Here is a 26,705-nt window from a genome sequence, read left to right on the forward strand (position 1 = left end):
TGGTATTTTCGAAGCTATTAAATTCTTAAGAACCTTCTCATTGAAAGGCCTGATCCGATAGCACCAATTAAAATACCGATTAGAATCATCAATATATCGATCTGGACCAAAAAAACGCCAGGCGAAAGCAAGCGATACCCTGTACTTGCTAAAGATGCGGAAAGTATTCCATGTACCCAGACATACCCGATATCAACTACGATAATTGGCAGTATTGCACCAAATAATCCTGTCCATGCACCTTCGAGAATAAAAGGCCACCTAATAAAACTATTTGTCGCTCCAACGAGACGCATAATAGAAATTTCATTGCGCCGTGATAAAATTGTGATTTTTATTGTGTTTGAAATCAGAAATACGGCTACAAAAAGTAATAATAAACTAATTCCTATCCCCCATTTTTGAATTCCATCCACAATTCTGAACAGTTTTTTAGCAGATGCCCCACCGTATTTAGCATCATATACGTGCTTCATAGTACGAGCTTTTTTGGCAACCGTTACCGTTTGTGATGGCTTTTTTGTTTTAACAACATAAACATCATTTAAGGGATTATCATCCCCACCAAATAACTTAAACTCATTACCATAACTTCCAACAACATTTTTCAATTCTTGTTCTTTACTCGAAAATTTAATGCTGTGAATGCTATCAAGTTCACTCAAATTTTTCTTCAATACTTTCCGCTGTTGAGAAGTTGTTCCACGATCAATCAATACACGCACTTGAACATCATTTTCAATATCAGAAGCAATTTTATTAACGTTCATTATAATTGACAACAGGACACCTACAAGTAGCAGTGTAACAGTAACTGCACTAAAAGCAGCAACCGACATCCAGCCATTACGTTTCAGACTTTTAAAACTTTCAACAAGATGCCCTTTAAAGGTTATTGCTTTCATCTTTGTAGCCCCCTCTCTTCTGATCGCGAATAACTCTGCCATCATCAATTTCAATTACGCGGTGTTTGCGTTCGTTCACAATGGAACTATTATGAGTAGCCATGACAACTGTTGTTCCTTTTTTATTGATACGTTCAATTATTTCCATGATATCATTTGCCGTACCAGGATCAAGATTTCCTGTTGGTTCATCAGCAATCAAAATACGCGGTTTATTAGCAATTGCACGCGCAATCGCAATTCTTTGTTGCTCGCCACCTGAAAGTTCATTAGGAAAAACATCTGTTTTATCTGCAAGCCCCACCAATTCTAAAACTCTCTCCACTCGTTCTTTGACCTTCTCAGGACTTTTTTCAATTACTTGTAACGCGTAAGCGACGTTTTCAAACACCGTTAACTTAGGTAACAATTTAAAGTCTTGAAAAACGACACCTAATTCGCGTCGTAGAAAAGGTATCTCTTTATTTTTTATTTTTTCAAGCTCAAATTCATTTATTTTTATTTGGCCGGATGTCGGTATTTCTTCTCGATACATCATTTTGATAAAGGTTGATTTCCCCGCACCACTAGGCCCAACAACATAAACAAATTCCCCCTGCTTAATGGTTATCGTAAAGTCATTAGCTGCGATGACCTTATTATCATATTCTTTAAAAACATGTTTAAATTCAATCAAAAGGATGTTCCTCCTTATTTTCTGATACACACCACAGTATTATATCATTTATAAGGTTTGTAATATTTCAAAAAGATTACAAATAAGTTTCAATTTTTTAGCTAGGATTCTTACTTTGAAGTTTATACTGCAAGTAAGCATTAATAAATTCATCTAATTCTCCATCCATCACACTTTGGACGTTCCCAGTTTCATAGCCAGTTCGATGATCTTTGACCATCGAATAAGGATGAAAAACGTACGAACGAATTTGTGAACCCCAACCAATATCCAATTGTTGGCCTTGGATTTCAGCCTTTTTCTTCTGCTGTTCCTCCAGTTTTAATTGATACAATTTAGAACGCAGCATACTTTCAGCCGTAGCTCGGTTTTGAAATTGCGACCGCTGTGCTTGACTAGATACCACAATTCCTGTAGGTATATGAATCAAGCGCACGGCTGAAGATGTTTTGTTAATATGCTGACCACCGGCACCGCTCGACCTAAAGACTTCCATCTTGATATCGTCGGAACGTAATTCAATATCGACATTATCATCCAACTCAGGCATAACATTGACTGATGCAAAAGAAGTATGTCTTCTTCCCGCAGCATCAAAGGGAGAGATTCTAACTAAACGATGAACTCCCTTTTCACTGCGCAGATATCCATATGCATTATTTCCTTTGATTAACAACGTTACACTTTTTATCCCCGCTTCATCACCTGCTAGATAATCTAGTGTCTCGACTTCAAAATCATGCTGCTGTGACCAACGACTGTACATTCTCAAAAGCATAGATCCCCAATCTTGCGACTCAGTTCCCCCTGCCCCTGGATGTATTTCGACAATCGCATTGCTGTGGTCATATTTGCCACTTAGCAAAAGTTCAAGCTGATATTTTTGGAGCCTCTTTTGTGTTTTATTGACTTTCTGATCCAATTCACTTAAAAGATCTTCATCGTCCGGTTCAGATTGTAATAGTTCAAAAAGGACTTCCAACTCTTCAACGGCTTCTGACAAAGTATTAAAATTATCAAACTTGACCTTCAAGCTATTATTAACTTCAATTAGCTTTTGGGCCGCAACTTGATCATTCCAAAAATTGGGATCAGCCATCTTTACTTCATTTTCAGATATTTTTTCATTAAGGGCATCTAAGTCAAAGAGACCCCCTAAAGTCTGTGACTTGTTTTTTCATTTTTTCGATACTGTGCTTGTATTCACTAAGTTCCATTTCATTTTCTCCTTCAAAAAAAGCTGGGACATTTATGTCTCAGCCCCTTAATATTGATTTTATCGCTTAATATCTTGCCGAATTTCGGCCTTTAGGAACAAACGTGTGACATCATACTCAATATCTCCCACCATTTGTTCAAACATTCTAAAACCATCCGTTTGATACTCAACTAATGGATTTAGCTGGCCATAACCACGCAAACCGATTGATTGACGTAATTGGTCCATTTGATCAATATGATCAGTCCATTTTGAATCAACAACTCTTAAAATGACAACTTTTTCAAATTCAAGCATCTGATTGGCATCGTAGAGCTGTTTTTCTTTGAGCTCATAATTAGCTTCAGCTCGGTCCATTAAATAGTTAATAATTTCTTCCGGACTTTTACCCTCTAAATCACTGATTGAAATGCTATCCTCATTGGTCATTGCCGCAATTGCAAAATCTAAAATTGCTTGCAAGTTCCATTCTTTTTGATCCTTTTGCGTATGCATTTGAACAAAGTGTTCAACTGTACGTCTGATCATTTGCATAACAACTGGCTTCAATGATTTTTCTTCCATAATTACTTGCTGTCTCTGAGCATATATTACCTCACGCTGTTCGCGCATAACATCATCATACTGCAGAACCTGTTTACGCGTATCATAGTTATTACCTTCAACTCGTTTTTGAGCAGCTTCAACTTGACGTGAGATCATTTTACTCTGAATTACTGCATCATCATCAGCGACCTTGAATCTTTCAAGTACGGCTTTAACTCTTTCCGAACCAAAACGTAGCATCAGGTCATCTTCTAATGAAAGATAAAATTGTGTTAATCCAGGATCACCCTGGCGTCCAGAACGCCCACGCAATTGGTTATCAATACGCCGGGACTCGTGCCGTTCAGTTCCGATAACAGCCAATCCGCCAACTTCTTTAACGCCCGGCCCCAGCTTGATATCAGTTCCACGTCCAGCCATATTCGTCGCTATCGTGACCGCACCACGTTGCCCAGCATTCATGATAATCTCCGCTTCTTTAGCGTGATTTTTAGCATTCAAAACAGCGTGCGGAATTCCTTCTTTGTCGAGTAAATGAGCCAATAATTCGGATGTTTCAACGGCCACAGTCCCTACCAAAATTGGCTGACCTTTTTCATGCCTTGTTTTGATATCCTCTACGACTGCTTTGAATTTGCTCTTTAATGTTGGGTACAATAAATCTGGTCGATCTTCACGCAAAACAGGCTTATTCGTTGGAATTGAGATCACTTCCATATTATAAATCTCGCGGAATTCTTCTTGTTCTGTTTTGGCAGTACCTGTCATCCCAGCTATTTTTTTGTACATCCGAAAGAAGTTTTGATACGTAATATTAGCCATCGTTTTTGTTTCCTGCTGGATATCGACACGTTCTTTAGCTTCAATTGCCTGATGCAATCCATCCGAATAACGTCGCCCTTCCATGATGCGCCCAGTAAATTGATCAACAATCAATACCTCACCATCTGAAACAACGTAGTCCTTATCACGCAGCATAATAAAGTTAGCCCGCAAGGCATTGTCTAAATGGTGCGTTAGCGCTGTATTGTCGGGATTATACAAATTCTCAAGGCCAAAATATTTTTCAGCTTTCTGAATTCCTTCTTCAGTTAGAGAAACTGTTTTTGATTCTAAATCAATTTTATAATCACTTTTCTCAGTCAACGTCTTAGCAAAACGATCAGTTCTTGTATAAAGAGTTGTAGACTTTTCAGCTTGTCCTGAAATAATTAATGGAGTTCGTGCTTCATCAATCAAAATTGAGTCAACTTCATCAACAATAACAAAATTCAATGGTCTTTGAACCATATCTTCACGATAGACGACCATATTATCACGCAGATAATCAAAGCCCAACTCACTATTTGTTGAGTAGGTTATATCACAATTATAAGCTTCTCTTTTTTCATCAGGTGTTTTGTTGGAAATATTCAGACCAACATTCAAGCCAAGCCAAGTATACAGTTCTCCCATTTCAGTAGCATCACGTGAGGCCAAATATTCATTAACTGTAACAACGTGTACACCTTTGCCGGCCAGCGAATTCAAATAAACTGGCATTGTAGCCGTTAAAGTTTTACCTTCACCAGTTTTCATTTCAGCGATATTACCCTCGTGAAGTACAACTCCCCCATAAATCTGTACTCTAAATGGATAGAGACCTAACACTCGCTTAGCTGCTTCCCGGATAGTCGCAAAAGCTTCTGGTAATAAATCATCTAAAGTTGCGCCTTCATTGAACCGCTTCTTTAATTCTGGAGTCTTTGCTTTTAATTCTTCATCATTCAATGCAGCCATCTCATCAGCATACGCCTCAACTTTGTCTGCTATTTTACCTAAACGCTTAATTTCACGCTTATCACTTTCAACCCATTTTTTAAGGACATTAACCATGTCATAATTCCTTTCTAAAAACGCTCTTTTTCATTCAACTAAAACAGATAGTTGTTTCAAAGTTAGTATACTGCTCTTTATTCTAGCATTTTTTAATTCGATTTTAAACATGTTGCACTGTTTTAGACAGGTTCATTAAAAAATCCCAAAAAAATAAGCAAGAATTCGATCGCGTCTATATTCTCCCACACCGATCACTTGCCTATTTCAATGGAACTTACTTATGCTATTTTTTTAATTTTCACTTGCCTCAATCAAACCATAACGACCATCCTTGCGACGATATACAATATCGATTCCGCTTGTTTCTGCATCTTCATAGATGAAGAAATTATGTCCAAGCATATCCATTTGCAGAACAGCTTCTTCACTGTCCATCGGTTTCAAAGATACTCTCTTAGTACGAACAATATCAAACTTCTTTTCTTCCTTTTCAGCATCCTCACCCGCTGCATCAGGAATTTGAAATTCTTTAAAGCCTTTTTCACGCGATTTTCTATTAATTTTAGTTTTGTATTTTCTGATTTGACGTTCCAGCTTATCCGTAACCAAATCAACGCTGGCGTACATATCAGGTGAGGTTTCTTCAGCTCTCAATACCAAATATGGTAATGGAATAGTAACTTCAACCTTTGAAGTTTTGTCTGAATAAACTTTTAAATTTACATGAGCAGTCGAATTCGACGTATCCTCAAAGTATTTTTCAAGCTTATTCAATTTCTTCTGAACATAACCCCGAATAGCATCAGTTACCTCAATGTTCTCTCCACGAATATTATATTTTAGCATAACAAACCTCTCCTTTCACAACTACGCACCGCACTTTCATGCGCAACAAGTGCTTCTGGTTCTCACTTATCTATGCTACCTATATTATAAAAGAAAACGTTGTATTTAACAAATAATATCTTCTTAAATTATTCTAAACTTAACGAGCTAATGTAAATGATCGAACCTCACGTACACCTTTTGTGCTCAAAAGTTCTTTTGCATAATACAAAGTCCGTCCTGTTGTGTAAACATCATCCAATAACAACACTTTTTTACCCTTTATATTTATATCTCCACCACTATATTCGAATGGTTGCTGCGTTTCCAATCTTTGTTTTCGTGTTTTATGAGACTGCTTTGTCCTCGCTGAAAAATCCTTCATCTGCAATATCTCGTTAAAAGGCAATGACTGGAGCAAACCTGTGACTTGATTAAAACCTCTTTCAGCTAAGGTTGCTTTGTCTACAGGAACGGGCACATATATCCAACCAGAATTATAATAATAGTGAATATTTTGTTCAAACTTTCCTTGAAACACATTCCGCCAATAATAATCACCCTTAAATTTATATCCTTCCATAAAATTTTGCATAGCTGCATTATAGACAAAAAGTGCTCTATTTTTTAAGAGTTCCTTTTCGCCATTCCTTTTCCAACGAATGCAGTCATAGCACAAATTATCTTTTTTTTGACTTCGACCACACCCCTGGCAACGCTCTTCATTTTGAATTAAAACAAAATTTTTCTGACATTCTTCACATATATATTTCTTTTGTATTTTTTTTAAAGAAAAAAGCCATGCAAAACTCAATCGTTCAAACATTACTTGCTGGCAAATTAAACAATTCTTCATTTCAACAACTGCCTCCCTTTTTTATTTAAAAAGGAAATTTGTTTAAGTGCACCTTTTATTGAACGTGTTAATGACTGACATAGAAAAAAAACATCCCCAACAGGCCGTTGGGCACTCCGACCGACTCTTCCTGCAATTTGAACTAGTGCTGACCTTGTGAAAACTTTATCTTCGGCACCCAATATCAATACATTTAAATTTGGAAAAGTTACACCTCGTTCCAAAATAGTGGTTGTAATCAAAAAAATCAATTTCTTTTCGCGTAATTTTTTCACTTTCTCAATACGCTCAGGATCATTAGCATAAACCGTAGCTCCACGTACATCTGAATTCACATATTTTTTCAGAGCCATATAAGTTTGTTCCAATAATGCAATTCTTGGAACAAAAATTAAGAAAGGAAAACCTTCTTCAACCCACTTCGAAATAATTTTTATCATTTTTAAAGGTAGTTTACCCCTTTCAAGCTTTGACTCCCACTCGCGTACAATTCTAGTTTTAGGGAATGGAAGAACATGACCATGGTAACGTACCGGCAGATAACTAAAAGTCATTTTATTTTTTCTAACCTCAGCTAATAGTTCCTTAGTCGGAGTGGCTGTTAAAAGAATCAATGCACTTATTTTTTTACGAGCGGTCTTAACTGCATGATTCAGTAACTTGTTATTTACGAAAGGAAAAGAATCCACTTCGTCGATTATCAAAACATCAAAAGCCTGCCGAAAATTAAGCAATTGGTGAGTAGTACACACCACAATTTGCGTATATCGATATTTCTGCTGCTGCCTCCCATGAAGCAAAAGAATATCTACTTGTTCAAAAGCTTTTTTTAATCGTGGAAATAATTCATTGCAAACATCAACTCGTGGAGATGCTATACAAATACGCATTTTTCGTTGAATTGCATATTCAAGCGCATCAAACAGCATTTCAGTTTTACCGGCACCCGTCACAGCCCATAACAAATGATTTCCCTTTCTTTGAACGACCTTCTTCAAATCTTGTGCACACTGAGTCTGAAACACTGAAAGTTCTCCATCCCAAGTTAATGGATTAAGTATTTGTGCAAATTCATTAGACTCAGGTATAGTGTATAATACGTTTAAAGTACTTATTCTGCCTAACATTTTACATTTGGGACAGAAGTAATGATTAGCAGGAAGAGCAGCACGCTTTTTGGTAGTTCTTTGACCACAACGAGTACAGGTAATGTCTTCAGATCTGACTTGAATTGCCGGAAGAATGTGCCCTATCTGCAAATCCACTTGTTTAATCCTAGTTTTATTGATGCTATACAACCTGCCACAAGCCTCATTTTTATTCATTTAACGTCCCCCTTCAATTTAAAATTACGCAATTTAAGGAGTATTAGGTAAAATGATCAATTCATATTTAACTATTAAAGAAAGTGGCCATACCAAGATCAATTTAAAAAAGTCAGATTTTATCTGTAGCATTGCACGCACAAAAACCGAAAACGAGGCTCAAACTTTTATTACCACTATGAAAGCACAGTATCCCAAAGCAAATCATAATTGTTTCGCTTATGTCATTGGCGAACGTAGTCAAATTCAACGTGAAAGTGACAATGGTGAGCCTTCGGGAACAGCAGGGATTCCTATCCTTGAGGTTTTGAAAAAGAATGAATTAAGAGACGTCACTGCTGTAGTAACCCGCTTTTTCGGAGGAATTAAACTGGGGACCGGTGGTTTAATTCGCGCCTATACCCAAGCAGTCTCAACTGCCATCAATAATATAGGTGTAGTGAAATGTATTCTCCAAAAAATTATTTATATTACAATTTCTTATGCGCAACACAATCGCTTGAAAAACTTCCTAGAAAAAAATAATATTACTATCATAAATACAGAGTTTACTGAAAGTGTTACTGTACAGATTGGAGTAAATATTCAAGAATTAATTGCTTTTAAAGAAAGCACAACTAATTTGTTAAGTGCGCAAGTCAAATTCACAGAAGGTCCAGAAAGATATATTGAAATCACTCATCAGTTGCACACATAAGATTAGACTCGCGCTCTCGTGTTTTGAACCACCTTTTTAGCCACACCACTACAAATAGGACACCAAAACAAATTATCTTGCTTTGGTGTCCTAAATTTTTATTTAGCCCCATTAGGTAGCCTTAGTTTACTGATCTTTGTCTTTCTTTTTATTCTTTCTGCTCAAATGATTTGAGATCTTGCTCTCCTTTTTCATCACTTTCCCTATCCAATTAAGCAGTGGACGTCGTTGACTCCCAACGAGCCCGATTGATTCAACAAACAGCTCTAATCCCAGCAATGTTGCAAATGTCAACAAAATTGAGCCAACTACATTTGAAATCGGATATAATAAGGAAATAAATGAGAAAATCAAAGCAATACCATAAATTACCAGCACAGTCTGTGTATGTGATAAACCCATTTCCATCAAGCGGTGATGCAGATGATGCTTATCAGCTTGCGAAATAGGCTTTTTATTCAAAATTCTACGTAAGATTGCATAAACCGTATCAGTAATGGGAACACCCAAAATAATCACTGGAATTACAATCGTAATAAACGTTGCATTCTTTAAGCCATAAAGTGAAAAGACAGAAATCATAAAACCAATAAACAGCGCGCCTGTGTCACCTAAATAAATCTTGGCAGGATGAAAATTAAATGGCAGAAAACCAATCAATGCAGCCACTAACGTAAACATCATGATAGAAACAAATGTACTTGTCACATTTAGAAAGAAAAAACCTGTTAGACCGCTTGTGAAGAGTGCAATAATTGAAACACCTGCTGCTAAGCCGTCTAATCCATCTATCAAATTAATCGCGTTTGTAATTGCTAAAATCCACAATACTGTAATTGGGAGACTTAACCAGCCTAGATTTAGAGTACCAAAAAAAGGTAAGGTCAGCGTAGTCATTCTAACATGTGCAAAGAAGTATACGATCAGGGCCGCTAAAGTAATTCCCACAATTTTTTGTTTTGGTTTCAATTCATAAATATCATCAATAATTCCTGTTGCAACGATCACGCATTCGGCAATAAACAAAATCCAGACTTGACTTGTTGGATATTGTTTCCTCAACAAGAAAAAGTTTGCAGCACTAAATGCAATAAAAATTGCCAATCCACCCATTGTAGGCATTGGAACTTTATTGACACGTCTTGTATTGGGATTATCAACAGCTCCCACTTTAAAGGCCAGTCTGCGTATCAACGGCGTTAAAATTAAAGATAGTAAAGCCGTCACAACTAAAGATACCATAATCAAATACATATGCCGTCCTCTTTCTTTTATAATCATCCAAAAAAGAACTCATAATCAATATTAAATATTGCTCTTGGACTAGCTGAAGCCTATTATAGCATAGATAGCGATCCATTTATGCAAACATTAATAAACTTAATTCTTTTGTTATTGAAAATTCCATAGACTGATCACACTGTGGGGCAAAAAATTTTATTAGAAAAAAATCATTTCATAAAAATCACTTGCACATAATAAAGCCTTCAAAGTTAAAAGTCAGACTTTGAAGGCTTAAATTAACATTCATTTTAGTAAATACAAAAATTTTCCAGCAAATATCGCCTAATTTAATAAAGAAGGCTCACTCTTACTTTCTAAAATCTACTTTTTCAAGTGATAGCTGTAAGTAGCAACAATAATATTTTCACGTGAATTTAAGACAGCTCTTAAACGCAGACTCGTTTGATTATGCAAAATATTTTGCCATGGTTTTCGTGGAACAAATTGCGGTACTAGAACAGTTGTTGTATAGTTCTTTTCAGCAGAATTCTTGGCAATTACATCGCAAAAACGCAAAACTGGTGAAGCCACTGACCGATAGGAAGAATGCAGATCAACAAAACGAACATCGGGAAATGATTCCTTAAATTCATTAGCTGTTTCGTGTTCTTTTTTAGGATTGGTATCAAAAGAAACATGCATTGCTATAACATAATCTCCAATCGAACGGGCATAATTTATTGCTCCAGTAGTAACATGTGTCACTGAGCTAACCAATACAATCACCGTTGATCCATCATACTGATGCAGATTTGCTTCTTGGCGCAGCCTTAACTGAGTAGCTACCGTAATATAGTGGTCATGAATTTTGTAGAAGAAATAAATCAAGACCGGCATAATCAAAAGGTAGGGCCAAACATTCCAAAAATGCAACCAAAACAGAAAAATAACTAAGGCTAATGAAATGAATGCTCCCAAAAAGTTGAACATCAGATTTAAAATCCAGTTACGTCCTCTTTCACGTAACCAGTGAATAATCATTCCTGATTGTGAAAGTGTGAAAGGAACAAAAACTCCTACCGCATACAAAGGAATCAATAAACTTGTCTGTCCATGAAAGATCATGATTAATACAATTGCTCCAACTGCAAGGGAGATTATCCCATTCGAATAAGCTAAACGATCTCCTTTATCCATATACATATGTGGCATAAACTTATCTTTTGCAAGATTATACGCTAAAATTGGAAAAGCTGAAAAACCGGTATTTGCAGCAACTGCCAATATCATTGCCGTTGAAAGCTGCAATAGATAATAGAAAATACCATGTCCAAAAACAGACATTCCTATTTGCGAAAGAACTGTTTCTTTAGAATTAGGCATTATTCCTAGGTAATAACTTAAAAAGGTCACACCTGCAAAAAAGCCTGCCAATACTATTGCCATGATTGCAAGCGTATTAGCTGCATTTTTTCTTTTAGGTTTCTTAAAGTTAGGAACGGCATTGCTAATTGCTTCAACACCAGTCAATGATGACGAACCTGCGGAAAAAGCCTTCAAAAAAAGAACCAGCGACATTCCAGGAACAACGCTCCCGACTGGAGCAGCTGCTGCATAGCTTAGCTTTCCAGTTGCTATATTAAAGAGCCCCCAGCAGATCATCGAAACCAATAAAATAATGAATAGGTACACAGGAATCGTTAAGAATGATGCAGATTCTCGCATCCCTCTTAGATTAAGTGTCATAATAAATAATACAATAATAATTGCGATTGCAACACTATGTTCTCTTAAAACTGGTATTGCTGAAGTAATCGCTTCTGTACCTGATGTTACTGAAACCGCGACAGTCAGCATATAATCGACCAACAACGATCCTCCAGCAATTAAGCCGACAGATGTGCCCCAATTTCTCGTAGCAACCATATATGCCCCACCACCCGATGGATAAGCATGGATGATTTGTCGATATGACATTGTAATTGCAAACAGCAAAACAAGCACAATCCCAGCAGCAGGTATTGCATACCAAGTAGCCGCTGCAGATAAAACTACCAGAACGGCAGTAATTTGTTCTGTCCCGTAGGCAACTGACGATAACGCGTCTGATGAGAGCAACGCCAAAGCTTTGAATTTCGTTAATGACTGTCCACCTTCATCGGTTGTCTTCAACGGTTTTCCTATCAGAAGCCGCTTTAAATAACGCCACATTTTCCCTTACTCCTTTTATATCCTTACTAAAAAGCTTATTTAAAAATCAAGTAAGTTTATTCTACACCCGTTTAGTAATAAAAGATATGTTGATCAAATCTTCCTGTATAACTTTGAAACCTAATTCAAACATTAAAAAAGAAGTCTGTCTATTCAGTTCGTCTAAAACTGATTACCACACCTCATTCAATCAATCTATCACATTTTACCTGTCGATGCATCATTTTTTACTATAAAAGACAAAGTTTCAGATGAAAATAAAAAAGCTAAGGCTGAGCCTTAGCTTTTTTTAGGGGAGATAAGTTTTACATCATTCCGCCCATCCCGGCACCTGGCGCTGCAGGTGCTGCAGGTGCTGCAGATTCTGGTGTTGGTTTATCTGCCACAACAGCTTCTGTTGTTAATAACAATGCAGATACACTAGCCGCATTTTGCAAAGCAGAACGTGTTACCTTCGTCGGATCAACAATTCCAGCTTCAACCATATCAACCCACTCATTTGTGGATGCGTTGTAGCCAATTCCTTCTTTTTGAGCTTTTAATTTCTCAACAATTACTGAACCTTCAAGACCAGCGTTTTCTGCGATTTGGCGAACTGGTTCTTCTAAGGCACGTCTAACGATATTAATACCTGTTTGTACATCGCCAGATGCCTTAACTTCAGAAACCTTATCGATAACATCGATCAAAGCAGTTCCACCACCAGGTACAAAGCCCTCTTCAACGGCTGCACGTGTTGCATTCAAAGCATCTTCAATGCGATATTTGCGTTCTTTAAGTTCAGTTTCAGTTGCTGCACCAACTTTAACTACGGCAACTCCACCAGCAAGCTTAGCTAATCTTTCTTGTAACTTTTCACGATCAAAATCAGATGTTGTCTCACTGATTTGTTTCTTGATTGTTTCAACTCTTTCTGCAATCAAAGATTTGTCTCCAGCACCTTCAACGATTGTAGTTTTGTCTTTTGTGACCGTAACTTTTCCAGCAGAACCTAATTGATCAATCTTGGTGTCCTTAAGTTGTAATCCAAGATCATCTGTAATAACCGTTGCACCTGTCAATGTAGCAATGTCTTGTAACATTTCTTTACGACGATCGCCAAAACCTGGTGCCTTAACAGCGACTACATTAAATGTCCCACGGATCTTGTTTAAAACAAGAGTTGGTAAAGCTTCACCATCTACATCATCCGCAATGACAAGTAAAGGACGACCTTGTTCAACAATTGATTGTAAGAGATTTAATATTTCTTGAATATTTGAGATTTTTTTATCTGTAATTAAAATATATGGATTGTCAAGATCTGCTTCCATCTTATCGTTATCAGTTACCATATATTGTGAAAGATATCCGCGGTCAAACTGCATACCCTCTACAACATCAAGCGAAGTATCAATTCCCTTAGATTCTTCGATAGTAATAACGCCGTCATTTCCAACTTTCTCCATCGCATCAGCAATTAGCTTACCAACTTCCTCGTTAGCAGATGAGATAGCGGCAACTTGTGCAATATCGCTCTTAGATTCAACTTTGTGAGACATCGCATGTAATGCTTCAACAGCTTTCTTTGTAGCAAGCTCAATCCCAGAACGAATGCCTACTGGGTTAGCTCCTGCCGTGACGTTCTTCATTCCTTCATTAACAATGGCTTGGGCCAGAACAGTGGCTGTTGTTGTTCCATCCCCAGCAATATCATTAGTTTTTGAAGCAACCTCCGAAACCAATTTTGCACCCATATTTTCAAAATGATCATCAAGTTCAATTGATTTTGCAATCGTTACACCATCGTTTGTAATTGTTGGTGAACCATAAGATTGTTCAAGAACAACATTTCTTCCCTTTGGCCCAATAGTTGACTTAACAGTATCTGCTAGCTTATCAACCCCTGCAAGCATTTTTGCACGTGCATCTTCTGAAAACTTAATCTCTTTTGCCATTAAAATTCACCCCATAATCAAAGTAAAATACTTTTGAATTTTTTAATTTTATAATTTCTTATTAATCTACAATAGCAACAATATCTTTCTCATGGACAACCAAGTATGCTTTTTCCTCATACTTAACTTCCGTGCCAGCATACTTATCGAACAAAACCGTATCTCCAGTTTTGACTGATGGAGCTAGCTTTTCACCACTATCAAGAACTCTACCGTCACCAACAGCTACAATCTTACCTGTTTGTGGTTTCTCTTGCGCATTACTTGCTAAAACAATTCCACCGACAGTTTGTTCTTCTTCTTTTTGAACTTCTAAAACTACTCGATCTCCTAAAGGCTTAAGCACTTTATATCCCTCCAATATTGTTATCGTTTAGCACTCCTCGTTCATGAGTGCTAACTACAGTTATTACTATAATCAATTTCAGATTTAATTGCAACCTTTTTTATCACTCTTTGTGTTCAAGTGCTAATTTGCAAGTTAGAATGTGCTATACTAACATTGAATTTTAGTCTTTAGATCGGAGCCCAATTTATGAATTTAAAAAATAATTCTTTGTTGCTTACTTTGACATATCTCCTGACAATGTTTATTCCAAATGTTCTTCTAACATTTTTTAAGAACAACAATCTCTATTATTCGTCGGTTACCGTGTGCAGCCTGCTTGGAATGTCAGCTATGCTTTTCTTTAATAACAAATATCCATTCAATAACTTCATAGCACCGAAAAAATCAAGTCTTTTGACCGTAATCGGATGGGGCATAATGGGAACAATCGCAGCTTTAGCGCTTCAACGCATTAGCTTTTTCATTGAGACGACTTTTTTTCAGCAGTCTATAGTATCACAAAATACTGCTGAAACACTGACTGTCCTCACTCATTATCCTTACTACATACTATTTGTTGTTTTGGCAGCCCCCATCATGGAAGAACTGGTTTTCCGCAAGGTACTCTTTGGAAATCTTGCTACTTTAATAGGTCCTGTGGGCTCTGCCTTGGTCTCAAGCACACTTTTCAGCATTGCACATCAAGATGGTCATTTCATCACATATGCAGTTATGGGGTTAATTTTCTGTTTCATTTATACAAAAACTGGAAAAATTACTGCTTCCATGCTTTCACATATCTTGTTGAATTTGCTTATCATCGTCTTTAGCTTAATCTGATCAATAATGCTGAGATCACAAAAAAAGAACCCATACCGGGTTCTCACAATATTCTAGGACAATAATAGCTGTTATGTAAAAATTATCCAAGTTTATTTTCATCTTGTTTGCCAAATTTATCTAAGAAATAAATCAAAGTCTGCAGCTCATTGGTCAAGTCAACGTTTTGGACGCGTACTGTATCTGGAACTGTTATTCTTAGAGGGGTAAAGTTTAAAATACCCTTAACACCAACTTCAACCAATTCATTGGTTACTTCTTGCGCAACTTTCGCAGGAACAGTCAAAATAACAATCTCAATCTGTTGAACTGATAACTGTTCTTTCATATCGTTCATATGATAAACTGGGACACCACTTTGAATAGTACCCGTAATATCTTCTTTAATATCAAAGGCTGCGCTAATGCGTACATTATTACTTTGATGAAAATTGTAATTGAGTAAGGCATGTCCTAAATTTCCCACACCAACAAGTGCAACATTTGTTAATTTATCTTGATTGAGTGTTTTCTTAAAAAAGGCAAGTAGGCTTTCAACGTCATAACCATAACCGCGTTTGCCTAAAGCTCCAAAATACGAAAAGTCTCGCCGAATTGTTGCTGAATCGACTTTTACAGCATCAGCTAGTTCTGTTGAAGAAACTCGTTGCTTGCCGGCATCTGATAGAAAATGAAGGTAACGATAATAAATTGGCAATCTTTTGGCAGTTGCATGTGGTATTTTTGATGTTGCCATAATAATCCTCCTTTCCAAATTAAAGTCAAACTTGTTATTATTGTAACATAGACTCTGAAACGTGAGAACAATATTGTTTAATTATGTGAACAGAATCGTACACCACTCTTTTAACACAGTCATGCTACACTAAAAAGAATGTACTTGCAATAATTAAACGCTTATTTTCTAAAAATTTTTATAACAAACATTATAAATTATATGTTAATCGATTAGGAAGTGTAAATATGATCTTACTTGAAGTTCAGCAAGCTGCTCGTTATTTTGGGGCAGATATTCTTTTCAAAAATGTGAGTCTTACCCTTCAAGAAAAAGCGCGTGTTGCTTTAGTTGGGCGCAATGGTGTGGGAAAATCAACGCTTATTAAAATGATTATTGGGCAGCAAAAGCTTGATGAGGGACAGATTATCAAAAAAAAGAATCTCACTATCGGTTATCTTGCCCAAGATACCGGTCTAGAATCAAGTAATACGATTTATGATGAAATGCTAACTGTTTTTGCAGATTTACAAAAAGCGGAGCAGCAAATGCACAAATTAGAAGCACAAATAGCTCAAATGGCTAATAACATTCAAATGAATCAAAAAAATTACGATAATCTGCTTGAAAAATATGATAGATTGCAACATGATTTTAAAGAAAAAAATGGATATGGATATGAATCTGAAATTCGTTCTGTTTTACATGGATTTCACTTCTTTGAAGAAGATTATTCAAAAAAAATCACTTCATTGTCTGGTGGACAGAAGACTCGTTTAGCCTTAGCCAAGCTTCTTCTAGAGAAACGCGATCTCTTGATCCTTGATGAGCCGACAAATCACCTAGACATTGGTACTCTAAGCTGGTTAGAAAATTATCTCCAATCATACAATGGCGCTTTACTGCTTGTATCACATGACCGTTACTTTTTGGATAAAATTGCAACAGAGGTTTACGAACTAACACAGCATTCAGTCCAGTTTTATAAGGGAAATTATTCAAAGTATATTCGCGAAAAAAGTGAACGACTTCGTCTTCAATGGAAGAAATTTGAAAAACAGCAGACTGAAATAGCAAAACTTGAAGATTTTGTTGATCGAAATCTTGCACGTGCTTCAACGACCAAAAGAGCTCAGAGTAGAAGAAAACAACTTGAAAAAATGGAACGACTTGAACGTCCAAAAGGCCAAGAAAAAGGACCACACTTTCAATTTAGAGTTGAGCAAGAGAGTGGCAATATTGTTATGATAGTTGAAAATGCCGCCATCGGCCACAATAATAAAATCATCTCTCAACCAATAAATATTGACCTCAGAAAACATAATATTATGGCTATTGTTGGTCCAAATGGTGTAGGAAAATCAACCTTGCTTAAAAGCATTTTAAAAAAAATCCCTTTCATTAAGGGCAATTGCAGATTTGGAACAAATGTTGATGTTGGGTACTATGATCAGGAACTAAAAAATCTCAACCCAGCAAAAACTGTTTTGAGTGAAATTTGGGACGAACACCCTTTGACACCTGAAAAAGATATTCGTTCTGTCTTAGGGAGTTTCCTTTTTTCCGGTGATGACGTAAAAAAAATCGTTCACAATCTCTCTGGTGGTGAAAAAGCACGCTTGTTATTAACCAAACTTGCCATGAAAAATCATAACTTTCTTATCTTTGATGAGCCTACAAATCATTTAGACATCGATAGCAAGGAAGTCTTAGAAGATGCACTTCTAAACTACTCTGGAACTGTACTTTTTGTCTCACATGATCGTTATTTTATCAATAAAGTTGCAACAAGTGTCTTAGAGATTTCTGAAACCGGCAGTGAACTCTTCCTGGGTGACTATGATTATTATATTGATAAGAAAGAAGAACAGGAACTTATTGCCAATGAAAAAAATAAAGAGAATGAGAAAGATATTCAAACAGTTGCCTCATCCGCTAAAAGCAATTACAAAGACAGTAAGTCAGCACAAAAAAAAGTGCGTAAGTTAAAACGTGAAGTAGCCACATTAGAAGAAAAGATCGAACAGTTAAGTCATACAAAATTAGAAATTGAAACACAAATGTCCCTTCCAGAAAGCTTTTCTGATGCTTCTAAAATGCAAGAACTACAGCTCCAACTAACTGAATGCACAAAAGAATTAGAACAAGCTGAACTTCTGTGGGAAGAAAAAAGTTTATCATTAGAAGACAATAATTAGTTAGTTATTTGCTCAAATCCCAAAATAAAAGAACGATAATTTGCTAATTAAATAGGATTTCCACTGACAGCCTTTTCTAAGGTGCTCACTATCTTTAATCAAGATACGTGACTAATATAGGAACAGCTTGAATCAGTAGGTACAATTCGTGTTGAAAAAGTATCTAGGAATTCAAAAAACTCTAATTGATAAGGCATATTATAAAAAAACAATACATGTTAGTAAAGGTGCTGGATCATACGTCCCTAAGTTAGAGAGCTACATCAGAAAAAGTAATGATTTTTCAATCGTGATATACAAAAATACGTAATGAATTGCTTTTTTAATAAATGTGTGCACTACTAGCAATAATAAATGATTTTAATCACAATGTTATTATGTTTAAATTAAAGAACTCTATCATCAATATTGCAAAAATAATAGATTAAAAAACAATTTTATTTATAATATATGCTATACTGGTCTCAAAATTGTGAAGGTATAAGATTGTTGGGGGCGATTTATGAATAAGACAAAAAATTCTCTTTTAGCACTTTTGTGGACGATCACAATCGGATTATTCATAACACACCTGATTGGAAAGGGACCGTATGCACCTGCGCTGACAGTTTTTGTAATATCTATCGCACTAACTGCAGCATTTAGAAAATCTTAACGTACTTTTAAGTAAGGTAGAAAATTCTCAAAATTCGAGAATTTCCTACCTTACTTTTTTACGGGATTCGTGTTCTGGACTCTTTATTTGTTTAAAGACTTTCACACAGCTAATCTGTTATTTTGATGTTTTTTCAATCCCACAAAATGATGCTCATTTTTTCTATTGAAAGAGTGATATTTTACAAAAACTTCTGCTCATTGATGTACGAATAATTTGTAATTAGCATAGAAAAAAATTGCTTCTGGAACAGATTAATGTAAAGACACAAATAAAACCTAGGACCCACGGCTTATTTTAACCCCGACTGGATCCTAGGCTATTCAAATTTATCTGTAATAACAAGCTATTACTTGATCCATGAAAATTCCAAACTTGGATCAGCATTCAAACTCATGTCAGCTCTGACCCCAGCCTTCCAGGCAACATGGCCAGCCGCTCCGATCATTGCCGCATTGTCACCACATAGTTTCAATGGTGCCATTAATAATGAAACATTATCAAATTTCTTAAGTTCACGTTCGATTCTTTCACGCAAACCGCTGTTAGCCGCAACTCCACCAGCTAAAATTAATTGCTTAACTGGATACTTTTTCAATGCATTAACCGTCTTTTCGGCTAAAACATCAACTACACTTTGTTGAAAACTTGCTGCTAGATCTTTATGATCAAGTTTTTCTCCCACTTGATCAGCATGATGCACAGTATTTATGAAAGCACTCTTGAGGCCGCTGAAACTAAAATCAAAATTATTTTCATTGATCATTGCACGTGGAAAACTAAAAACATCTTTGCCCAAATGTGCTAATCGATCTATTTCTTTTCCTGCAGGATAATTAATGCCTAGCACACGCCCTATTTTGTCATATGCTTCTCCTGCTGCATCATCTCGTGTCTCACCAATTATTTCATAGCTGTTGGGAGCAGCTAGATAAACTAACTCTGTATGCCCTCCTGAGACAAGCAACGCGAGTGCGGGAAAGACAAGTGGTTTAACAAAACGTGCTGCATATATATGTCCAGCCATATGATTGACCGGAATTAATGGCAGATTATGGGTAAATGCCACAACTTTTGCTGCTGAGATTCCGACAAGCAAAGCCCCTACGAGTCCTGGTCCGTATGTAACTGCTACTGCACTTAAATCTTCATAGCCCACACCAGCTTGATTTAAGGCATCCTCCAAGCATAACGTGATCTGTTCAATATGATGACGACTAGCAACTTCTGGAACAACTCCTCCAAAACGCTTGTGGCTGTTTATCTGAGTCGCAACAATATTCGACAAAATCTTATTTCCATCTTCAATAACAGATACACTAGTTTCATCGCAACTCGATTCAAAAGCTAAAATCAAATCTCTTTGCTTATTCATGCTTAACCGTTCCCTTTTCTTGAAAATTCGTATCTCATATCTACAGCATCTTCTCGATTAAATACATAATAATCCTTTTTCAACCCATGACTTGTAAAACCAAGAGATTTGTAAAGTGCCTGAGCTGGTTCATTACTCTGTCTTACTTCTAAACTAAGCGATTGATAGTTCAGACTGTTAGCATAATCAATCATCACTCTCATTAAATACCTTCCCAGTCCCGCTCTTTGATATGTGGGTGTAACTGCAACATTGGTAATATGTACGTCATGCTCTCCTCGATCAAATGCTGCACCTATAAAAGCCACTAAACGGTCGTCATGACGCATTATCAGGTATAAATTTTTATTCTCATTTTTTATTTCTTCTTCAAAAACACCGAAATTCCATGAACTGTCATTAGGATAAACTTTTTTCTGAAGGCTAAGCAGTTCTGGGATATCTGGGACGATAGCCCGACTCACAAGAAATGAATTTTTATTTATTAAAATGTGCCTATTTCTAAACGTAAGTTCAGCTTGCTTGGGATCTCCATTCCAAAAAGCATGTAACAAAGCGTTAAATTTTTTCAACATAGGGTTCATGGTCAGTCTCCCGATGATTTTTTAGCCATTGAGCTTCTGCTTGCGTCAAACGTAAATAATGAGGCACGAAGCTATTAACTTCTACAGCCACTTTTCCTTCACCTATCAAACCTAGAATGTAAGCTTGCGGATATGCAAAGTTTTGCGACGCAAAGAAAATCCTCTCAGGTTCCATTTTTTCAAGCAGCTGTTTTTTAAAAGTGGTACAGTCATTACCTACAAAAATAACTTTAGGATAAACTTTCAGTAGTTCACAAAGCTTATCAAGTCCAATATGTTGATCGGCAAACACTTGAACAAGTTTTCCCTTTTCATCCCGATAGCCACCCGCGAAAACATTATTCCGCCGTGCATTAAATAAGGGAACTAGCAACCCTTCTGTATGAGCAAGTGCTCCTGCTAAGACTTCCAAACTTGAAACCCCGACTAATTCCTTTTTTAAGGTACAGGCAAGAGTCTTAGCAGTCGTAACTCCAATTCTAAGACCTGTGTATGAACCAGGCCCTTGTGCTACAACTATTCGATCGATGCCTTGCGGTTGCATCTTCGTTTGCTTGAAAAGTTCTTCAATTAACGGCATCAAGGTGACACTGTGATTTTTGCTTATATTTGTTGTCATTGTCGCCAGTAACTGTTCATCTTCAAGCAAGGCAACGCTCAATGGCTGGTTCGAGGTATCAATTGCCAACACTTTCATTATAATTTATCGCTCCACTTCTTCAATCGTAAATTCCAACAACAATACTATCACATTTACTAAATACAATGTAAACGAATGCTAACATTTTAATGTTACTTTGCTTTGCAAGAAAAAGAACAAATTTTATAACATCAAGATAAATAGTTACATAAAATAAAAGGGCATAAGCACAGTTTTTACCCACTTAAGCCTCATTTCATCTTAACCTAACGTGATTCTTAAGGGTATCCAACACTGTGTTCCTACTTACAGTTGATAACAGAATGATTTGAATCGGTATCATTAGCGCCTCTTTCAAGATACGTACGGGAAAGACAGACCAGAAAGAAACACGATACAGCCACATAATCCAGAACGTATTCAACAGGGTGTCTACAACCACAATATTGATAAGCACGGCACATAAGATACGCCAAAAACTTATCTTCCTATCATAGAAAAACATGCCATAGATAAAGGCTTCTATAAAAGCAGAAAGTGTAAAACCTACAAAATAACCACCAGCTCCGCCTATCAGCAAAGTTCCAGCGATATCAGCAATTGCAGCCGCAATTCCACCGACCACTGGGCCGAACCATGCAGCCATAAAAAACACAATTATAAAAGTCAAGCTGATTCTAACCGACCAAACTCCAAAAGACAAAAACCTTGCGACTACTATGTCCATTGCAATTAGCAGTCCAACCAAAGCAACATCCCTCGTTGTCAGTCTTGTAACAAAATTATTCACTTAGACATCTCCCAGATGGAGCTGCCACAAAAAAATGCGGCGAATGCGGAGATAAAACCGCGAGAAGCTTTTTGATCACTCTTCGTCCAAAAGACACATTCCGTCCCTTTGGCACTTAACGCTCTATCCCCTACCCCGAAATTTGTGCACATCTGCGCGCTCTAATTATAGCATATTAACTGCATAGTTCCTGTCCATTCAAGATATCATTTTAGTCACTTCAACTGTTTAAATTAGGCAAACACTTAAACAATCTGTAAAAATATGTCTTATTTTTGGGGTATCCACTCGCATGATGCAGTACAACACAGTGTGTGCTCAGTTTTAATTTGATGAACGGTTTTTATTTCTTGATCATTGAGGTCAATATAAGCTCTGCTTTCAACGGTATCTCCATAGTGAACTTCTTGTTTGTACTTAATATTCATTTTTTTCAATGAATGCTCTAATAAAAACTCGGAGGGAAGTGCATCCATCATCCAATCAAAATAATGAACATTATTCACGTGTTGATTTGAATCAATATCCATGAAACGAACCTGATATTTCTTAGTTTTTACCTGCTCGTCTGAAATCAACTTTTCTGGTTCAGGAAGCCGTTCAATTTTGTTTGTATAATCAGATGAATATGGTTCAATCAGTTCAGGTAAAATACGCGCTATTTTGCGTTTGTTCTGATCCATTAAAACGAACACACTGTGCATTTTCGCAAGTTCTTCGCCATTTTCGGACTTAATCCAAAAATCACGATAACAGAAATAGCGATTATAACTTGCTGCCTCAGTTATGACATTGACTTTTTCATAAATTCGCGGCATTCTCTTAATATCAATTAAATGCTGTGTAATGACCCAGCCAAATCCTAGCCCTTTGACCTTTTTTACTGTTACACCTAACTCGTTGCTCTGGTCCTGTGAAGCTAACATCATAATATTTACAAGCATTCCAACCGTCACTCTGCGTGTACAGTCAGTTTCATAAAAAAGTATTTTGTGCTCTTCACTATATTTTTTACCTGACATTTAGTCACCTTCCCATTTATTTAAAATTTAAATGATGATAGGCATTATAAACCAGTTGCTTTTTTAATTTGTTTCGCTTAGCTACCAGTTTGATAGCTTCATTCACTCTTATCGTCTCATCCTCTAACAGCTGATTAACCTGTTCTTCCAAAGAAAGTTTTTCCGACTGTTCTTCAGGTTCATCTTTAAAATCTTTTCTACCTTCAACAATTAAGCAAAATTCCCCCCGAACCTCTTGTGTCTCAGTCCATTCCAAGGCATCAGCCAGACTTCCACGTAAAAACTCTTCATATCGCTTAGTAAGCTCCCGACATAAAACAACTTTTCGATCTTCACCAAAACTTTTAATAATCGCTTGAAGTGTTTTCTTCAAGCGATGAGGTGCCTCATAAAAAATCATTGTTTCCGTGTGTTTATTTAATTTTTTTAGCTCAGCCTCCCTCAAAGAATTTTTACGAGCTAAAAAACCATAAAAAATAAAAGGCTGCGGCGCCAAACCAGAAGCAATCAATGCAGTAACTCCTGCATTAGCTCCCGGCAATGGAACAACAGCGACATTTTGCGCTATACACTCTTCAACCAATTCATGCCCAGGATCACTAATCGAAGGCATCCCGGCATCACTAACCTGTGCAATTGATCGCCCCTCTAAAAGTTTCTTTACAAGCAAGGGTATTCTTTCTTTTGTATTATGTTCATGGAAACTAATTTGCGGAGTTTTTATTTCAAAATGATTCAGCAGCTTTTGTGTATTACGCGTATCTTCAGCAGCAATTAAATCTACCTCTTTAAGTATATCAATTGCACGCAAAGTCATATCAGCAAGATTTCCGATTGGGGTCGGTACCAAATACAAAGATCCGCTAGTTCCTGTATGATGAAAACTGCTCATTGCTTCTATAGTCATTAACGTCTCTCCCCATATATAACATCTTGACAAAAAACACAAGGCTCATCATTAATGCGCCTAGTTCCGTACATATTATCAATATTGCAAACATGAAATCCCTCTTCATAAAGCATTTCCAAATTCTGTCGCGACTTAGAAAGGCCCTGTCCATCATTTTGCTTTTGTGTTTCTAATTCTTTCAAATGCTCACGAAGATGCTGATTCTCTATTTCCAGTTCCGCATTTTTTTCAATTACACGCATCATTTCAGCTTTTATTGTTTCAATTTTATCAAGCATCTTTTTCGTTTCTGAGCCCATATCTGCAAAACTATCGTACAACTCTCGTTTATTCAAAAAATCACCTTCATTTATCCGTGATAACACCGACATAATTCGAGCGTCAATGCTTCGATAACATTTTGAAATGAAACATTTACCGCTATTCTTTTTTTTGTTTCCAATATCAGTTCAGTTGCTTCAAGGATTTTTTGTGTTGAAAACGGTTGGAGCGCTTCAGAAAATTCCTGATTAAATGCAGTAAAAGAAAATTTTCTTTGTGAATAACGAAGCAACAGTAGATCTTTAGTTAAGAGTACTAGCAAGTCTAAAAAAAGTTGTTCATCTTTTTTGCCGGACAATAATGGCAAAATTTTAGACTGAACATCAACAAAGCATCTCCAATCATTATGCAACACCTGAAGATACCAACGGCATGTGTTTTGGCACAACTGTTCAAAAGTATTATCTTGTGCCAAAGTGTGTGCTAATTGAACGCTATCTGTCAATCTACCCAAAACTAAAGCTTTTTCTTTGGAGATACCGTCTTTTTCGAGACTAGCTACCAGCTGTTCGTCGGTCAGAGCCGGGAGCTCTACTAATTGACACCGCGAAATAATAGTTGGCAGTAACTGATTAACCGCTGTTGTCAAAAGTATGGCCGTTATTTGTCCATTCGGTTCTTCGAGAAACTTCAACAAACTATTAGCAGCTCCAGTAGTCATTTTTTCAGCATCCTGAATAATGAAAAATTTACGATTACTCTCAACACCACTTTTACTGAATTCTTCTTTCAAAAAACGGATCTGATCAACTTTAATAGATAAACCCTCTGGCGCAACAAAAACAACATCAGGCTGATTTCCTTCTGCAATACGTTTGCACTCAGCACATTTAAGACAAGGTCTTCCATTTTGAGCATTTGGGCAATATCTTCCCTTTGCAATCCACAATGCCAGTTCCTCTTTACCAACGCCTTGCGGCCCTGCAAAAATATAAGCATGTGCCAAATGCTCATTTGTTATTAATTCGGCAAAATGCTTTGTAAGCCTAGGCTGAAGATTAGTTGCTGTCCTTTGTTCCATTTTTAAACCATCCTAAAATTGTAAAAAAGAATCAATCGGCAGAACAAAAACTGTTGCACCGCCAACTTGAACTTCAACAGGATAAGAAGCAGTTGCATCCATTGTTGCATCTAAATTAACTGGCGGTGTCATAAACTGCTGTCTTGTGCGTGAGGAATCCTTGATCAACTCTAGTACCTCATCGACACGTTCATCCTCAATTCCGATCATATAAGTTGTATTTCCAGATTTCAAAAAGCCACCTGTCGTAGAAAGCTTTGTCGCACGTATGTTGGCTTCGATAAATAAATTACTGAGACGATTACTATCCTTATCTTGGACAATTGCAATGATCATTTTCATTTTTATTCCCCCATTCAGAAATTAGCTTTAACGAAAAAACACTGGTAATTTATTGCTTAATTGGCTGAATGCATCCTCAATTACTTTTTCTAAAGGCTGATTAGCATCTATTGTTACAATTCTTTCAGTTTCCTGTTGTGCCAATTTTAAGTAAGCAGCGTGCACCGATTGATGAAAGCCAAGCGACTCCGTATCTAATCGATCTATTTCACTTTGACGATGTTTTTTTATTCGCTGCAAACCGATTTCTGGAGCAACATCAAAATATAAAGTAAGCTCCGGCACTAAACCATCCGTCGCAAAATTATTCATTTGAGCAACTTCGTTTTCGCCTATTCCACGACCTGCGCCTTGATAAACAATCGAACTATCCACATAACGATCACTTAATACTAATTTACCTTCCTCTAAAGCAGGAAATACTGTTTCAACCAAATGTTGTCTCCGTGCAGCTGCATAAAGCAAAGCTTCAGTTCGCGCATCCATCTCAGTTAGATCCTTGTCCAAAATAATTTGGCGAATCGCTTCAGCTATTCGATTTCCTCCCGGTTCACGCGTCTCTAAATAATTTATCCCCGCCTGATCAAGGTGAGCAATAATCGCCTTCAATACACTTGTTTTTCCAGAACCATCTGGACCCTCAAACGTCACAAACTTTCCCTTCACTTCAAATAACCTCACTAACTTCATTATAGTATATTTTACTTTACTAACGCCAGCGTGTC

General features: G+C 36.8%; 26 protein-coding genes and 1 riboswitch. Of the genes, 4 read left to right on the forward strand and 22 right to left on the reverse strand.

Features of this window, described 5'->3' with window-relative positions; translation table 11 throughout:
- Positions 1-17 precede the first annotated feature (17 nt).
- The 7 genes from ftsX to FC19_RS07340 form a co-directional block, all read right to left on the reverse strand.
- A complete protein-coding gene (gene ftsX, locus FC19_RS07310; RefSeq protein WP_057876334.1) occupies positions 18-905 on the reverse strand; it encodes a permease-like cell division protein FtsX in 888 nt (295 codons plus the stop codon).
- The gene (ftsE, locus tag FC19_RS07315; RefSeq protein WP_057876335.1) at positions 886-1,581 is read right to left on the reverse strand and encodes a cell division ATP-binding protein FtsE; all 696 of its coding nucleotides are present in this window, start codon (positions 1,579-1,581) and stop codon (positions 886-888) included. Before ftsE ends, ftsX begins: the two co-directional genes overlap by 20 nt.
- A gap of 97 nt (positions 1,582-1,678) precedes the next feature.
- A protein-coding gene (gene prfB / locus FC19_RS07320) for a peptide chain release factor 2 (RefSeq protein ID WP_157061283.1) occupies positions 1,679-2,798 on the reverse strand; the annotation gives its coding sequence in 2 pieces (ribosomal slippage) (positions 1,679-2,725 and positions 2,727-2,798; 1,119 coding nt in all).
- A 59-nt stretch (positions 2,799-2,857) separates the two neighbouring features.
- Positions 2,858-5,221, reverse strand: a complete 2,364-nt coding sequence (gene secA, locus FC19_RS07325; protein ID WP_057876337.1) for a preprotein translocase subunit SecA — start codon at positions 5,219-5,221, stop codon at positions 2,858-2,860.
- A gap of 234 nt (positions 5,222-5,455) precedes the next feature.
- On the reverse strand, positions 5,456-6,010 hold the full coding sequence (hpf, locus tag FC19_RS07330) for a ribosome hibernation-promoting factor, HPF/YfiA family (protein ID WP_057876338.1): 555 nt from the start codon (positions 6,008-6,010) through the stop codon (positions 5,456-5,458).
- Between the two features lie 139 nt (positions 6,011-6,149).
- On the reverse strand, positions 6,150-6,845 hold the full coding sequence (locus FC19_RS07335) for a ComF family protein (RefSeq protein ID WP_057876339.1): 696 nt from the start codon (positions 6,843-6,845) through the stop codon (positions 6,150-6,152).
- The gene (locus tag FC19_RS07340; protein ID WP_157061284.1) at positions 6,842-8,170 is read right to left on the reverse strand and encodes an ATP-dependent helicase ComFA; all 1,329 of its coding nucleotides are present in this window, start codon (positions 8,168-8,170) and stop codon (positions 6,842-6,844) included. The genes FC19_RS07335 and FC19_RS07340 overlap by 4 nt, the downstream gene beginning before the upstream one ends.
- 52 nt (positions 8,171-8,222) lie before the next feature.
- Here FC19_RS07340 and FC19_RS07345 point away from each other — a divergent pair, with 52 nt between their 5' ends.
- Positions 8,223-8,867 carry a YigZ family protein gene (locus FC19_RS07345; protein ID WP_057876340.1) on the forward strand — a complete coding sequence of 215 codons (645 nt, stop codon included), beginning with the start codon at positions 8,223-8,225 and terminating at the stop codon, positions 8,865-8,867.
- Positions 8,868-8,993: 126 nt separating this feature from the next.
- On the opposite strand, the gene FC19_RS07350 is transcribed toward FC19_RS07345, so the two are convergent.
- The 4 genes from FC19_RS07350 to groES all read right to left on the reverse strand — a co-directional run bounded on the left by FC19_RS07350 (position 8,994) and on the right by groES (position 14,585).
- The gene (locus tag FC19_RS07350) at positions 8,994-10,121 is read right to left on the reverse strand and encodes a glycosyltransferase family 4 protein (RefSeq protein ID WP_057876341.1); all 1,128 of its coding nucleotides are present in this window, start codon (positions 10,119-10,121) and stop codon (positions 8,994-8,996) included.
- 351 nt (positions 10,122-10,472) lie between these two features.
- Positions 10,473-12,302, reverse strand: coding sequence for an APC family permease (locus FC19_RS07355; protein ID WP_057876342.1), 1,830 nt, complete (start codon positions 12,300-12,302; stop codon positions 10,473-10,475).
- Positions 12,303-12,607: 305 nt separating this feature from the next.
- Positions 12,608-14,239 (reverse strand): chaperonin GroEL, encoded by a 1,632-nt coding sequence (groL, locus tag FC19_RS07360; protein WP_057876343.1) that lies wholly within the window; start codon positions 14,237-14,239, stop codon positions 12,608-12,610.
- A gap of 61 nt (positions 14,240-14,300) precedes the next feature.
- Positions 14,301-14,585 carry a co-chaperone GroES gene (groES, locus tag FC19_RS07365; protein WP_057735844.1) on the reverse strand — a complete coding sequence of 95 codons (285 nt, stop codon included), beginning with the start codon at positions 14,583-14,585 and terminating at the stop codon, positions 14,301-14,303.
- A gap of 189 nt (positions 14,586-14,774) precedes the next feature.
- Between groES and FC19_RS07370 the strand changes: the two genes are divergently transcribed.
- Positions 14,775-15,407 (forward strand): CPBP family intramembrane glutamic endopeptidase, encoded by a 633-nt coding sequence (locus tag FC19_RS07370; protein WP_057876344.1) that lies wholly within the window; start codon positions 14,775-14,777, stop codon positions 15,405-15,407.
- Positions 15,408-15,489: 82 nt separating this feature from the next.
- Here FC19_RS07370 and FC19_RS07375 read toward each other — a convergent pair whose 3' ends face one another.
- Positions 15,490-16,143: a redox-sensing transcriptional repressor Rex gene (locus tag FC19_RS07375; protein ID WP_057735846.1), complete on the reverse strand. Its 654-nt coding sequence runs from the start codon at positions 16,141-16,143 to the stop codon at positions 15,490-15,492.
- Between the two features lie 227 nt (positions 16,144-16,370).
- Between FC19_RS07375 and abc-f the strand changes: the two genes are divergently transcribed.
- On the forward strand, positions 16,371-18,320 hold the full coding sequence (gene abc-f / locus FC19_RS07380) for a ribosomal protection-like ABC-F family protein (protein WP_057876345.1): 1,950 nt from the start codon (positions 16,371-16,373) through the stop codon (positions 18,318-18,320).
- Positions 18,321-18,822: 502 nt separating this feature from the next.
- Positions 18,823-18,975: a hypothetical protein gene (locus tag FC19_RS11495; RefSeq protein ID WP_157061285.1), complete on the forward strand. Its 153-nt coding sequence runs from the start codon at positions 18,823-18,825 to the stop codon at positions 18,973-18,975.
- 349 nt (positions 18,976-19,324) lie between these two features.
- On the opposite strand, the gene tsaD is transcribed toward FC19_RS11495, so the two are convergent.
- The 10 genes from tsaD to tmk all read right to left on the reverse strand — a co-directional run bounded on the left by tsaD (position 19,325) and on the right by tmk (position 26,646).
- Positions 19,325-20,350 carry a tRNA (adenosine(37)-N6)-threonylcarbamoyltransferase complex transferase subunit TsaD gene (gene tsaD / locus FC19_RS07385; RefSeq protein ID WP_057876346.1) on the reverse strand — a complete coding sequence of 342 codons (1,026 nt, stop codon included), beginning with the start codon at positions 20,348-20,350 and terminating at the stop codon, positions 19,325-19,327.
- Between the two features lie 2 nt (positions 20,351-20,352).
- Complete coding sequence (rimI, locus tag FC19_RS07390) at positions 20,353-20,934, reverse strand: ribosomal protein S18-alanine N-acetyltransferase (protein ID WP_057876347.1); 582 nt, start codon at positions 20,932-20,934, stop codon at positions 20,353-20,355.
- Entirely contained in the window at positions 20,909-21,631 is a 723-nt protein-coding gene (gene tsaB, locus FC19_RS07395; RefSeq protein WP_057876348.1) for a tRNA (adenosine(37)-N6)-threonylcarbamoyltransferase complex dimerization subunit type 1 TsaB, read from the reverse strand. Before tsaB ends, rimI begins: the two co-directional genes overlap by 26 nt.
- Positions 21,632-21,830: 199 nt before the next feature.
- Positions 21,831-22,364, reverse strand: a complete 534-nt coding sequence (locus FC19_RS07400; protein WP_057876349.1) for a folate family ECF transporter S component — start codon at positions 22,362-22,364, stop codon at positions 21,831-21,833.
- 35 nt (positions 22,365-22,399) lie between these two features.
- Positions 22,400-22,504: riboswitch (THF riboswitch) on the reverse strand.
- A 129-nt stretch (positions 22,505-22,633) separates the two neighbouring features.
- On the reverse strand, positions 22,634-23,386 hold the full coding sequence (locus FC19_RS07405; RefSeq protein WP_057876350.1) for an acyl-[acyl-carrier-protein] thioesterase: 753 nt from the start codon (positions 23,384-23,386) through the stop codon (positions 22,634-22,636).
- Between the two features lie 16 nt (positions 23,387-23,402).
- Positions 23,403-24,293: a 16S rRNA (cytidine(1402)-2'-O)-methyltransferase gene (gene rsmI, locus FC19_RS07410; protein ID WP_057876351.1), complete on the reverse strand. Its 891-nt coding sequence runs from the start codon at positions 24,291-24,293 to the stop codon at positions 23,403-23,405.
- Positions 24,293-24,631, reverse strand: coding sequence for a DNA replication initiation control protein YabA (locus FC19_RS07415; protein ID WP_057876352.1), 339 nt, complete (start codon positions 24,629-24,631; stop codon positions 24,293-24,295). The genes rsmI and FC19_RS07415 overlap by 1 nt, the downstream gene beginning before the upstream one ends.
- 14 nt (positions 24,632-24,645) lie before the next feature.
- A complete protein-coding gene (holB, locus tag FC19_RS07420) occupies positions 24,646-25,638 on the reverse strand; it encodes a DNA polymerase III subunit delta' (RefSeq protein ID WP_057876353.1) in 993 nt (330 codons plus the stop codon).
- Between the two features lie 12 nt (positions 25,639-25,650).
- Positions 25,651-25,980, reverse strand: a complete 330-nt coding sequence (locus FC19_RS07425) for a cyclic-di-AMP receptor (protein WP_057735856.1) — start codon at positions 25,978-25,980, stop codon at positions 25,651-25,653.
- A gap of 27 nt (positions 25,981-26,007) precedes the next feature.
- Complete coding sequence (tmk, locus tag FC19_RS07430; RefSeq protein WP_057876354.1) at positions 26,008-26,646, reverse strand: dTMP kinase; 639 nt, start codon at positions 26,644-26,646, stop codon at positions 26,008-26,010.
- Positions 26,647-26,705 lie beyond the last annotated feature (59 nt).

It is taken from the genome of Liquorilactobacillus aquaticus DSM 21051 (assembly GCF_001436755.1).
Taxonomy (GTDB): domain Bacteria; phylum Bacillota; class Bacilli; order Lactobacillales; family Lactobacillaceae; genus Liquorilactobacillus; species Liquorilactobacillus aquaticus.